The sequence below is a fragment of the Roseateles cavernae genome, assembly GCF_040187885.1.
In the GTDB taxonomy this organism is placed as follows: domain Bacteria; phylum Pseudomonadota; class Gammaproteobacteria; order Burkholderiales; family Burkholderiaceae_C; genus Roseateles_E; species Roseateles_E cavernae.
The window spans coordinates 214366-226559 of sequence record NZ_JBDPLH010000004.1 but is presented as its reverse complement, the minus strand read 5'-3'; the positions used below and the strand labels follow the sequence as shown (position 1 = coordinate 226559).

9 protein-coding genes are annotated in these 12194 nt (G+C 66.5%); 7 read left to right on the top strand and 2 right to left on the bottom strand.

What is annotated here, in order from left to right:
• Positions 1-3: 3 nt before the first annotated feature.
• Positions 4-1701, bottom strand: a complete 1698-nt coding sequence (locus ABGI63_RS14475) for a long-chain fatty acid--CoA ligase (protein WP_349743099.1) — start codon at positions 1699-1701, stop codon at positions 4-6.
• Positions 1702-1860: 159 nt separating this feature from the next.
• Between ABGI63_RS14475 and ABGI63_RS14470 the strand changes: the two genes are divergently transcribed.
• Positions 1861-2439, top strand: coding sequence for a putative pterin-binding protein (locus tag ABGI63_RS14470; protein WP_349743098.1), 579 nt, complete (start codon positions 1861-1863; stop codon positions 2437-2439).
• Positions 2436-4622 (top strand): ATP-binding protein, encoded by a 2187-nt coding sequence (locus ABGI63_RS14465; protein WP_349743097.1) that lies wholly within the window; start codon positions 2436-2438, stop codon positions 4620-4622. Before ABGI63_RS14470 ends, ABGI63_RS14465 begins: the two co-directional genes overlap by 4 nt.
• A 1-nt stretch (position 4623) precedes the next feature.
• Here the strand turns inward: ABGI63_RS14465 and murB are convergent, their stop codons facing one another.
• Complete coding sequence (gene murB / locus ABGI63_RS14460) at positions 4624-5700, bottom strand: UDP-N-acetylmuramate dehydrogenase (protein ID WP_137942102.1); 1077 nt, start codon at positions 5698-5700, stop codon at positions 4624-4626.
• Between the two features lie 64 nt (positions 5701-5764).
• Between murB and ABGI63_RS14455 the strand changes: the two genes are divergently transcribed.
• The 5 genes from ABGI63_RS14455 to ABGI63_RS14435 all read left to right on the top strand — a co-directional run bounded on the left by ABGI63_RS14455 (position 5765) and on the right by ABGI63_RS14435 (position 12184).
• Positions 5765-6259, top strand: a complete 495-nt coding sequence (locus tag ABGI63_RS14455) for a YajQ family cyclic di-GMP-binding protein (RefSeq protein ID WP_349743096.1) — start codon at positions 5765-5767, stop codon at positions 6257-6259.
• Between the two features lie 4 nt (positions 6260-6263).
• A complete protein-coding gene (locus ABGI63_RS14450; protein WP_349743095.1) occupies positions 6264-6914 on the top strand; it encodes a retropepsin-like aspartic protease family protein in 651 nt (216 codons plus the stop codon).
• Between the two features lie 88 nt (positions 6915-7002).
• Positions 7003-9846: an XrtA/PEP-CTERM system TPR-repeat protein PrsT gene (gene prsT / locus ABGI63_RS14445; RefSeq protein WP_349743094.1), complete on the top strand. Its 2844-nt coding sequence runs from the start codon at positions 7003-7005 to the stop codon at positions 9844-9846.
• Positions 9847-10005: 159 nt separating this feature from the next.
• Positions 10006-10869, top strand: a complete 864-nt coding sequence (xdp1, locus tag ABGI63_RS14440; RefSeq protein WP_349743093.1) for an exosortase-dependent surface protein XDP1 — start codon at positions 10006-10008, stop codon at positions 10867-10869.
• A gap of 136 nt (positions 10870-11005) precedes the next feature.
• The gene (locus ABGI63_RS14435) at positions 11006-12184 is read left to right on the top strand and encodes an acyl-CoA dehydrogenase family protein (RefSeq protein WP_349743092.1); all 1179 of its coding nucleotides are present in this window, start codon (positions 11006-11008) and stop codon (positions 12182-12184) included.
• The last annotated feature ends 10 nt before the right edge of the window (positions 12185-12194 follow it).

The window sequence follows — 12194 nt, the reverse complement described above, 5'->3', positions numbered from 1 at the left end:
CGCTCAGGCCCGTTCCTTCTCCTGCAGCAGCCGCCACATCACCTTGCCCGAGCCGGACTTGGGCAGGCTAGCGACGAACTCGACCAGGCGCGGCACCTTGTAGGCCGCCATATGCTCGCGCGCCCAGCCGATGAGGTCCTCGGCCGTGATGGCCTCGGCGTCGGCGCGCAGCACCACCACGGCCTTGACGGTCTCGCCGCGGTAGGCGTCGCGGGCCCCGATGATGCAGGCCTCCTGCACGGCCGGGTGCTTGTAGAGCAGCATCTCGACCTCGGAGGGCCAGACCTTGTAGCCGCTGGCGTTGATCATGCGCTTGAGCCGGTCGGTGATGAAGAAGTAGCCCTCCTCGTCCATGCGGCCCAGATCGCCGGTGCGAAAGAAGCGCTTGCCGTCGATCTCGACAAAGGCCGCCGCCGTCGCCTCGGGCTGGCGCCAGTAGCCCTTGAACACCATGGGCCCGTGGCTGATGATCTCGCCGACCTCGCCGAGAGGCATCTCCGCCAAGGTCACCGGATCCACCACCCGCGAGTCGACCCCGAAGATCGGGATGCCCAGGCATTGCAGCTTGGCCCGCTCGGGCGGGTTGGCATGGGTGGGTGCGGCGGTCTCGGTCAGGCCATAGCCTTCGGCAAAGGTCAGGCCGAACTCGGTGCGCAACCGCTCGGCCACGGCCTGCGGCATCGCGGCGCCGCCGCCGCTCAGATAGACCAGGCTGGTGAGATCGAAGCTCTGGTAGTTGGGGCTGCCGAACAGGTCGATGATCATGGTCGGGATGCAGGTCCAGTGCGTGACCTTGTGGCGCGAGATCAGCTGCCCGGCCAGTTCGCGGTCCCAGCGCGGCATGATCACCAGGCTCATGCCGTGGTAGATCGGGCCCAGCACACCGTACAGCAGGCCGGTGATGTGGAACATCGGCACCACGGCCAGGCCGACCGACTCGGGCGAGGCATAGCCCCAGAGCCCGCCGCCGCAGGCATTGGCCATCAGCGTGCGGTTGCTGTGCATGCAGCCCTTGGGCAGGCCGGTCGTGCCCGAGGTGTAGGGCAGCAGGGCCAGGTCGTCGGGGCCGGCGCTGTGCGGCCCCGGCACCAGGCCGGCCGCCAGCGCCTCGGTCCAGCGCGCCGCGCCGGCAGGCAGGGTCGGGTCGGCCATCAGCCATTGCTGCAGGGCCGGGGCCAGCGCCGCATCGACACCGGCCTCGGGCAGGGCCTCGGCATAGCGGGTCACCAGCAGGGCCTGCAGACGCTTGGCCGGCGGCAAGGCGGCGTTGGCCGCATCGACCACGGCAGCCAGATCGGCGCTGCAGATCACGACCCGGGTCTCGGGATCGCTGATGTAGTGGCCGAACTCCTCGGCCCGGTTCATCGGATTGACCGGCACGACCACCGCATCGGCGCGGTTGATCGCGTAGAACGCGATCAGGAACTGCGGGCAGTTCTGCATGAACAGCGCGACGCGGTCGCCCTTGCCCACACCCTGGGCCTGCAGCCAGCCGGCCAGCGCCTCGGCTTGGCATCTGAGTTCCGCATAAGTCATTGAACGACCGCAGAAGAGGGTCGCGGCCTTGTCGGGGTAGCGGGTCGCCGCCACCTCCAGATTGAACCAGAGCGAGGTCCGGGGAATCTCCAGCCGGCGGGGCAGGCGCCGGGGCCATGACAGATGCTGGCGGGTGTGGGGCGCGGGCGGATCGGCGGCTGTCATCGGGAAGTCTCCATCGGCGGGTCGACCGCATCTTGTCGCGCCAGGGGCGGCGGGCTTGTCACCGGAGCGACAAGCCCGCCGCTGATGTGCGGCACATCCACTCGCGGGGGTGCCAACAGGCGCGGCCACCGCGCATCAATAGAATGCCGGGCAACGCCTATGAAGCGCAACAACCATGGCCCGGACTCGCACGGGCGCCACATCTGCACCGATCTGCACTGGAGTGCCATGTCTTGCCCCATCACCGTGAACCGTCGCGACTGGCTGTGTAGCGCCGCCGCTGCGGCATTCGCCGGCGCCGCCCAGTCCAGCACCGAGGACAAGGTGCTGCTGAGCATAGGCGGCAAGCTTGGCCGCCCCGACCGGGACGGGCGTGCGCTGTTCGACATGAAACGGCTGCAGGGTTTTCCGCAGCACAGCCTGACGCAGAAGACGCCCTGGTACGCCGGCCCGCGCAAGTTCAGCGGCCCGCTGCTGCGCGAGGTGCTGGCCGCCGCCGGGGCCCAGGGCCAGAGCATCGAGGCCATCGCCATCAATGACTACAAGGTGACGATCCCGATGGACGACGTCAGGCTGCATGATGTGATGCTGGCACTGCAGATGGACGACCGGCCGATGCCGCTGCGCGACAAGGGCCCGCTGTTCATCATCTACCCCTTCGACAGCGATCCCCGCTTGCGCACGAGCATTTACTACGCCCGCTGCGCCTGGCAACTCAAGGCGCTGGAAATCCGTTGAGCGCGGCCGCCACCGTCCCGAGCAGGCAGCGCCGGCTGCGCCTGCTGCTGGCCTCGATGGGTGTGCTGCTGGTGATGGCCTTCGGCGCCGTCGGCTTGCTGCAGTCGCGCCAGTTCGAGCTGCTCAACACCACCAGCCGCTACCAGGGCGACTATCTGGTCTGGAGCCTGTTTCAGTTCGAGGTCGAGTACCTGAAGCTGCGCCTGGCGCTGACCCAGGCGCGGCAGGACCGCAGCCCCGAGGCGGCCGAGCAGGCGGCGCAGCGCTACGAGATCTTCGTCAGCCGGCTCAGCCTGATCGAGGGCGAGTACGCGGCCAAGGTGCTCAGCGCCAACCCCGACTACCAGCGCACCTTGGAGCGCACCAAGGCCTTTGTGCAATGGGCCGACGCGCTGCCGCTGGACGCGGCGCTGATCCAGCAGCAGTCGCCGACCATGCAGGCCCTGCTTGATCGCATGGACGGCCTGGCCGATGCGATCCGCGAGCTGTCGCTGACGGCCTCCCACCATGTGGCCAACCAGGTCAGCGGCCGCCATGAGATGGTGCGCTCGCAAAGCAGCCTGAGCCTGTGGCTGACCGCGCTGCAATGCCTGCTGTCGCTGGGCGTGGCCCTGATCGTGATCCGCCAGTTCCGCAGCCTGGACCGCCATGGCCGGGAGCAGGAAGCGCTGGCCGAGACCCTGCGCCAGGCGCGCCAGGAGGCCGAGGCCGGCAGCCGCGCCAAGAGCATCTTCCTGGCCAATATGAGCCATGAGCTGCGCACGCCGATGCATGGGCTCATGGGCATGCTGAGCCTGCTGCAGGACGGCCAGCTGCAGCCTGCCCAGCGCGAGCAGCTGCAGGCCGCCCACGAATCGGCCCGCCATCTGCTGGCCATCCTCAACGACGTGCTCGATGTCTCGAAGATGGAGGCCGGCGGCATCACGATACAGCCCGAAGCGATGCAGCCGGCCCGGCTGGTGCAGGAGCTGGAGGAACTGCTGTGGCCGCAGGCCAGCGCGAAGGGGCTGGATCTGAGCCTGCGCCTGGACGCCGAGGTGCCGGCCTGGGTCAGCGCCGACCCGACGCGGCTGCGCCAGATCCTGTTGAACCTGCTCAGCAATGCGATCAAGTTCTCCGAGCGGGGTCGGGTGGGCCTGCGCGTCAGCAGCACGACCGAGGCCCTGGTGTTCGAGGTCAGCGATACCGGCCTGGGCATGGACGCCGCCACCCAGGCCAAGCTGTTCCAGCGCTTCAGCCAGGGCGATCAGACGCGCTCGCGCCGCTTCGGCGGCACCGGCCTCGGCCTGGAGATCTCGCGCAATCTGGCCCGGGCCATGGGCGGCGATATCGAGGTACGCAGCGAACCCGGCCGCGGATCGGTGTTCACGGCCCGGCTGCCGCTGCCGCCCTGCCCGGCAGCGGCCGAAGCACCCTCGCCGCCCCCGGCCGCCATGGCCGCGCCGGCACGACGGCTGCGCATCCTGGTCGCCGAGGACCACCTGACCAACCGCAGCTTCCTCGAAGCGGTGCTGGAGCGGCTGGGGCACGCGGCGGTGTTCTGCGAGAACGGCTTCGATGCGCTGCAGCAGCTCAAGGCCGCCGACTTCGACCTGGTGCTGATGGACCTGCACATGCCGATGATGGACGGCTACCAGGCCGCCCAGGCGATGCGCGAGCTGCCCGGGCCGAAGTCGCGCACCCGCATCATCGCGCTGTCGGCCGATGCCTTCGAGGAGTCGCGCGAGCGCGCGCTGCAGGCCGGCATGGATGGCTTCCTGGCCAAGCCGGTCGGCATCGCCGCACTGGCCGCCCTGCTCGATGAGGAGGCGCGTGCGCTGCCGACGGCGCCGGCGCTGCCGGACACCGGTTTCGATGACAGCGTGCTGCTGGAGCTGCGCCGCAGCCTGCCGCCAACCAAGATCGCGCCGCTCTACCAGACCTTTGTGCGCGGAGTACCGGCCAGCCTGCAGCGCCTGCAGGCCGCCGGCGCGGACGCCGCCCTGCTGCGCGCCGAGGCCCATGCCTTGAAGGGCGCCAGCGCCAGCCTGGGCCTGATCAGCGTGACTGCGGCCGCGCGCGAGCTGGAGCTGCTGGCCAAGTCAGGCAGTGCCGATGCACCGGCCTTGCAGAGGGCGGTTCAGGCCCTGCTGAGCGCCATGCAGCGAAGCGCCGAGCTGTGTGCCCGGCGCGGCCTGGGCTGAATCAAAGCAGGATGGGCTCCGGCTCCAGCCGGATGCCGAAGCGGCCGTAAACGCTCTCCTGGATCGCGCGCGCCAGCGTCACGACCTCGGCCCCGCGCGCCTGGCCGCGATTGACCAGCACCAGGGCCTGGCGCTCGTAGACCGCCGCATCGCCGACCGACTTGCCCTTCCAGCCACAGGCGTCGATCAGCCAGCCGGCCGCCAGCTTCACCGTGCCGTCGGGCATCGGGTAGTGGACGATGCCGGGGTCACGGCCAATGATGTCGCGGCACTGCTCTTCGCTGACCACCGGGTTCTTGAAGAAGCTGCCGGCATTGCCGATACGGGCCGGGTCGGGCAGCTTGGCGCTGCGAATCTCGCAGACCCAGTCGAAGATCTGGCGGGCGCTGGGCGCGCTGATGCCCGTCTCGGCCACCTTGCGCTGCAGATCCAGATAGTCGATATGCGGCTGCCAGGGCTTGGGGCAGCGCAGCCTGACCTTGGTGATGACGCTTTTGCCGGCCAGGCCGCCAAAGCCGGTTTGCTTGAACACGCTGTCGCGGTAGCCGAAGCGGCAGACCGAGGCCGGCAGATGCACGGCCCGGCCGGTCACCAGGTCCACCGCATCCAGGCTGTCGAAGCGATCCTTCAGCTCGATGCCGTAGGCGCCGATGTTCTGGACCGGCGCGGCGCCGACCGTGCCGGGGATCAGGGCCAGGTTCTCCAGCCCCGGATAACCCTGCTCGATCGACCAGCGCACCAGCTCATGCCAGGGCACGCCGGCGCCAGCCTCGATAATCCAGGCATCATCCCGTTCTTCCAGCAGGCGCAAACCAGGAATCTCGATCTTCAGCACCACGGCCTCGATATCGCGCGTCAGCACCATATTGCTGCCGCCGCCCAGCACGAACTTGGGCGAGCGGCCCAGGCTGGGGTGGTCCACCACGCGGCGCACATCGGCTTCCGAGCGGATGCGCACCAGTTGGCGGGCCACAGCCGGCAGGCCGAAGCTGTTATAGGGCTTCAGATTGACGTCACGCTCCAGCAGCCATGCCGGTGCGGTCGGCCCGTTAGGGGGATTTACAGCTTGTTCCTGCATGGCAGAATTTTCACCGATCGAGAGGCCGAACCCGGCCCCTCACCCCAACAGCAGACAAATAAACATGCCCAGCTTTGATACCGTCCTCGAACCCGATATGGTCAAGATCAAGAATGGCGTCGACAACAGCGCCAAGGAGATCGCGACACGCTTCGACTTCAAGGGCACCGGCGCCCGCATCGAACTGAAGGACAAGGACAAGGAAATCCAGACCTTCGGCCACAGCGAGTTCCAGCTCGAACAGATCGAGGCCGTGCTCTACGCCAAGCTGACCAAGCAGGATGTGGTCATCAGCTTCCTCGACAAGGCCGAGAAGATCGAGAAGCTCGGCGGCGACAAGGTCAAGCAGGTCTACAAGATCAAGGACGGCATCGAGTCCGAGCTGGCCAAGAAGATCGTGGCCGCCGTCAAGAAGAGTGCGCTGAAGGTGCAGGCCTCGATCCAGGGCGACACCGTGCGCATCACCGGCAAGAACCGCGACGATCTGCAGGTCGCGATCGCGATGCTGAAGAAGGACATGGCCGACACGCCGCTGTCCTACAACAACTTCCGGGACTGAACTCGTGCCGTCGCCCCGCGCCGCCGCCCTGTTCGCCCTGGTGCTGATGGTCGGCGCGGCCTGGGGCCAGAGCGTCAGCTTCAACGGCAGCCTGGGCGCCCAATCGGCCCTGCTGCTGATCGACGGCGAGGCGCGCACCGTGGCGCTGGGCCAGAGCGTGCGCGGCGTCAAACTGCTGGCGCTGGAGGATGGTCGCGCCACCGTCGAGTTCGGCGGCCGGCGCCAGATCCTGGTGCTGGGCGCCTCCCCCGGTCGCATCGGTGACGGCAAGGCCGGCACGGGCGCGGGCCGGCAGATCGTGCTGGCCTCGGGGCCCGGTGGGCATTTCGTCGCCCAGGGCAGCATCAACGGCCAGGCCACGCAGTTTCTGGTCGATACCGGCGCCACCAATGTCGCGATCGCCCAGAGCGAGGCCGAGCGCATGGGCCTGAAGTTCCGCGAAGGCCGCCGCGTGATGGCACAGACCGCCAATGGCACGGTGCCGGCCCACCTGCTGCAGCTCGCGTCGGTGCGGGTCGGCGAGGTCGAGGTTCGCAATGTCGACGCCATCATCCTGCCCGGCCAGATGAGCCATGTGCTGCTGGGCAACAGCTTTCTGACGCGCTTTCAGATGCGCAGGGACAACGATGTCATGACGCTGGAGTTGCGTTACTGAGCGCCCCCTCGCCTGCGGGTGGGGTCAGGCGGGCGAGGCATTGGCGGAACGTATGATTACCACGATGCGTCAGCCAACGATTGCCCCCATGCCTTGTGCCAGCCAGACCCGGTCCCGCTCCAGTCAGCGATGGCCGCAGCGCCGCCTTGCCGGTCTGCTGCTTGCCGGTCTGAGCCTGGCTTCCCAGGCCTGCCTGGCCAACTCGGGCAAGGCGGCCACCTTCTACGAAGATGCCCTGAGCCGCTACCAGCGCAAGGACATGGCCGGCGCCATCATCCAGCTGAAGAATGCCTTGCAGCAGGACAAGAATCTGTTGCCGGTGCAGGTGCTGCTGGGACGCGCACTGCTGGCCAACGGTGATGCGGCCGGCGCCGAGATCGCCTTTGGCGAGGCCTTGCGCCTGGGTGTGGATCGCAGCGAAATCGCCCTGGCACTGGCTCAATCGCTGGCGGCCCAAGGCAAGCCCGGCCAGGTGCTGGAGCGAACCGAACTCAAGCCTGACGGCCTGCCTCCGGCGCTGCGGCAGAGAATGCTCCTGCAATACGCCTCGGCCCATGCCGACCGGGGTGATATCCGCGCCGCTTTCATGGTGCTGGAAGAGGCGCGCGGCATCGACCGGAACAATCTCGAGGTCTGGTTGCTGGAGGTGCCGCTGCGCGTGCGGGCGCGGCAACTCGATGAAGCCCTGAAAGTGGCCGAGGGCGCCGTGCGCCTGGGGCCCAATTCGGCCGAGGCGCACTATCAGAAAGGCACGGTTTTCCACGCTCGCGGAGATATCGCGGCGGCCACCGCCGCTTACGACCAGGCGCTGCGGGTCGACGCCGCGCACATCGAGGCCCGCCTGGCACGGGTCGGCGTGCAGATCGACCAGGGCCGTCGCAAAGAGGCGGCCATCGATCTGGGCAAGCTGCTGGAGCTCGCACCCGAGGATCCGCGCGGCGTCTACCTGAAGGCCCTGCTGGCACGCAGCAGCGGCGATATCGCCGCATCCAACGCTGCCCTCAACAGTGTCACATCGCTGCTCGACCCGGTGCCGATTGAATTCATCCGCTACCGCCCGCAGATCCTGATGCTCAATGGGCTGGCGCACTTCGCGCTCAACGAGTATCTGAAGGCCCTGCCCTATCTGGAGGCTGCACACCGGGCGATGGGGCCTAGCCCGCTGGTCAAGCTGCTGGCGCAGATCTACATCGACGAGAACAAGCCCGAGCGTGCTGCCGAGGTGCTGGAACCTTATCTGCGTGCCCAGCCTGCCGACAGTCAGGCCCTGGCCATGTATGCCTCGGTGCTGGTTTCACAAGGGCGCCATGCCAAGGCGACCTCGATGATGCAGGACGCCTTGCGTGGCAACGATTCGGCCGAGTTCAGGACCGTGCTGGGCCTGGGACTGCTGCAGAGCGGCCAGACGGCCAGCGGCCTTGCCGAACTCGAAGCCGCACTGAAGAAGGATCCACGCCAGTTGCAAGCCGGCATGGCACTGGTCAGTCGCCATCTGGGCAGCAGACAATTCAAGAAGGCAGGTCAGATCGCCGACCAATTGGTCAAGCACCACCCGAAGAGCCCCAGCGTCTGGACGCTGTCTGGCATCGCCAAGCAGCGCGCCGGTGACTTTGCCGGCGCACGCACCGCCTATCAGAAGGCCCTGAGCTTGGACGCGGAGCTGCTGGAGCCGAGATTGGGGCTGGCACGGGTGGAGCTGGCCTCGGGCAAGCTGACCGAGGCTGACGCACAACTCAAGACCTTGCTGAAGGCCGATGAGCGCAATGCCGATGTGCTCTTCGAAATGGCAACCCTATCGGAACTGAGGCGCCAGCCCGAAGACGCCTTGCGCTGGCTGGAGCGGTCGGTCGAAGGCAATGGCCCCGGCGCCTTGAAGGCCCAGCACGCACTGGTCGCCTGGCATCTGCGGGCCGGTGATGCCGCAGCCGCCTTGGCGGCCGCCAAGCGCCTGCTGGGTCGCACGCCTGACGACGTCAAGGCCCTGAACGCCTACGCCCAGGCTCAGTTCCTGGGCGGCGATATTCCCGGCATGCGCAGCACCCTGACGACGGCCGCGCGTAAGGCTGGCTTCGATAGCGGCCTGCTCTTGAGCGTGGCCGAGCTGCAAATGACGGCCAACGACCCCAATGCTGCCGTCTACACGCTGGAGAAGGTGCTGTCCACCGAGCCTCAGTCGACGCGGGCGCTGGCCATGAACTCCAGCGCCGAATTGCTGCGGGGAGATCTCGTCAAGGCCGAGAAGAGCGCCCGCCAGGTCCTGCAACTGCAGCCCCGTGCGGCGATCGGTCACAACCTGATGGCCGACATTCATATGGCCCGCGAGCAGCCCGGCCCGGCACAGGAATCCTTGCGTCGCGCCCTGGAGCTCCAGCCCAACAGCACCCATCTGCTGCGGCTGTTCCGTGTGCTCGCGGCACAAGATGGCGGCAAACCCGCGATCCAGCTTGCCGAGCAATGGCTGAAAGGCAAGCCCGGGGACCTGGTCGTGCGCAAGGCGCTGGGCGATGCCCAGGCGCGCACCGGCGACTTTGCTGCGGCGCAACGGTCTTATGAGGCGGCCTTGAAATTGAAGCCCGAAGACGCAGAAGTCTTGAACAACCTGGCCAATGTCCAGCTGCGCCTGGATCAGCCCGCGGCAGCGGTCAAGACCGCCGAAGCGGCGCTGCAGCAAGCACCGCGCAATCCGCTGGTCATTGACACGGCCGGTTGGGCTTATCACCGCCTCGGACAAAACGAGCGGGCGCTTCAGCTGCTGCGGGATGCCCGTCTGCGCGAGCCGGACAACCCCGAGATCCGCTACCACCTGGGCGTGGTGCTTGCCGCGCTGGGTCGAAAGGCAGAAGCCCGTGAGGAGCTCCAGATGGCGCTCAAGGGCTCACTCGCGGCCGACATCCGCGCCGCAGCCCTGCCGCTGCTCCAAACCCTCAAATGAGGGGGCACTTGGCTGTCAAAAAAGCTTACATTCCTGCCATGGGAAACCCAGGCATCGACGCTAAGTGCCTGTCAAACCTCAGAATCGTGTGCTTGGCCTGTTTTTTGCTCTGCGTCAGTCATGATTCTTTTTCAAGCTGATTGCGTTCCGGAGACATCTATGACGGCAAAAAAACCTCTGAAATGCCTGGCCTTGCTCGCCTTGCTTGGCGCCGGCTTTGCCGCACCGGCATTTGCAGCGGACTCCTGGACGTGGAAAGCCAGCACCTGCACGCAGACGGCGAGCGGGAGCACGGTGGCAGGCCCCAACGGCAATGTCAGCAATATCGGCAATGCCTATGGCTGCGGTGCCACCTCGGGCGCTGTTGTCAACAACGCAACCCTGACTGGCTGGTCGACCACCGGATTCAGCGGCGCGAGCAGCTCAAGCTACGACAAGGCTTCGGTGCGCAGGTATGACGGCGTCGAGTTCGGCATCGTCAATGACTACAACGAAACCAGCACTGGCGGTCAGCACTCGGTGGACAACAACACCCACACCGACTCTCTGCTGATCAAGTTCGATTCCGCAGTCGCCCTGAATGCGCTGAACATCGGCTGGCGCTACAACGACGCCGACATCACCATCCTGCGGTACGTCGGTGCCGATGCCCCGAACGTCCAGGGCAAGACCACGGCCGATATCAAGGCCGACATTCTTGACGGCAACGGCCAAGGCTGGGAATTGGTGGCCAATGTTTTTGATCTGGCCGCATCGACCAACACCAACAGTCCCAGCGCGACCTTCAACAACAATGCTGACGCCAGCAAGAACAAGAGTTCCAGCTGGTGGCTGATCAGTGCCTTCAATTCGAATCTGGGCGGAGTGGCCGGCGACGGCAACAAGGATTACTTCAAGCTGTTCTCCTTTGCTGGCGCTGGCAAGCAGGAGCCGTCGACCGGCATTCCGGAGCCAGCCTCCCTGGCATTGGCAGCAGCGGCCTTGCTGGCCCTGCGTGTGTCACGGCGCTCCTCACGAGCCTGAGTCAATCACCCAAGCACAAAGCGCCTCTTGCAGGCGCTTTGTTCGTTTTGGGTCGCCCAGCGAGGATTTGTCCCTGCCGAGACAGCTGTAAATCGAACGCTCGTGCTAAAAAGCAGCAAGTATTCGAGGAGACAGCATGGACCTGAACTTCACCCCCGAGGAACTGGCGTTCCGCTCCGAGATCCGGCAGTGGGTGGCCGAGAACCTGCCCAAGGACATCAGCCACAAGGTGCACAACGCCCTGCGGCTGTCCAAGGACGATATGCAGCGCTGGGCCAAGATTCTTGGCAAAAGGGGTTGGCATGGCTGGGCCTGGCCAAAGCAGTTCGGCGGACCGGGCTGGAATGCTGTGCAGCGCCATCTGTTCGAGGAGGAATGCGCGCTGGCCGGAGCGCCACGAGTCGTCCCCTTCGGCCCGGTGATGGTGGCGCCGGTCATCATGGCTTTCGGCTCGCCCGAGCAGCAGCAACGCCATCTGCCCGGCATCATGAGCGGCGAGGTCTGGTGGAGCCAGGGCTATAGCGAACCGGGTTCGGGGTCGGACCTGGCCTCGGTCAAATGCAGGGCAGAACGCCAGGGCGACAAATACCTCGTCAACGGCCAGAAGACCTGGACCACGCTGGGCCAGTACGGCGACTGGATCTTCTGCCTGGTGCGCACCGACACCGCAGTCAAGCCCCAGGCCGGCATCAGCTTTCTGCTGATCGACATGAAGTCGCCCGGCGTCACCGTGCGGCCCATCATCATGCTGGACGGCGAGCATGAGGTGAACGAGGTGTTTTTCGACAATGTCGAGGTGCCTGCCGAGAACCTCGTCGGCGAGGAGAACAAGGGCTGGACCTATGCCAAGTACCTGCTGGCCCACGAGCGCACCAATATCGCCGACGTGAACCGCGCCAAGCGCGAACTCGAGCGCCTCAAGCGCATCGCCAAGAGCGAAGGCATGCTCGAGGAGCAGCGCTTTCGCGACCAGATCGCGCTGCTGGAGGTCGACATCGTCGCGCTGGAGATGATGGTGCTGCGCGTGCTGTCGGCCGAGAAGAGCGGCAAGCAAAGCCTGGATGTCGCCGGCCTGCTGAAGATCCGCGGCAGCGAGATCCAGCAGCGCTATACCGAGCTGATGATGCTGGCGGCCGGGCCCTTCGCCCTGCCCTTCATCCAGGAGGCGATGGAAGCCGGCTGGCAGGGCGACCATATCGGCGCCGCCCATTGCGCGCCGCTGGCCAGCCACTACTTCAACTATCGCAAGACCACCATCTACGGCGGCTCCAACGAAGTGCAGCGCAATATCGTCGCCCAGACGGTGCTCGGCTGAAAGAAAGGAC

Bases quoted from the DNA above. Each gene is read 5' to 3' on its own strand.
- ABGI63_RS14470 (WP_349743098.1), top strand. From the start codon at position 1,861: ATGAAGCGCAACAACCATGGCCCGGACTCGCACGGGCGCCACATCTGC.
- ABGI63_RS14475 (WP_349743099.1), bottom strand. From the start codon at position 1,701: ATGACAGCCGCCGATCCGCCCGCGCCCCACACCCGCCAGCATCTGTCA.
- prsT (WP_349743094.1), top strand. From the start codon at position 7,003: ATGCCTTGTGCCAGCCAGACCCGGTCCCGCTCCAGTCAGCGATGGCCG.
- ABGI63_RS14435 (WP_349743092.1), top strand. From the start codon at position 11,006: ATGGACCTGAACTTCACCCCCGAGGAACTGGCGTTCCGCTCCGAGATC.
- ABGI63_RS14455 (WP_349743096.1), top strand. From the start codon at position 5,765: ATGCCCAGCTTTGATACCGTCCTCGAACCCGATATGGTCAAGATCAAG.
- xdp1 (WP_349743093.1), top strand. From the start codon at position 10,006: ATGACGGCAAAAAAACCTCTGAAATGCCTGGCCTTGCTCGCCTTGCTT.
- murB (WP_137942102.1), bottom strand. From the start codon at position 5,700: ATGCAGGAACAAGCTGTAAATCCCCCTAACGGGCCGACCGCACCGGCA.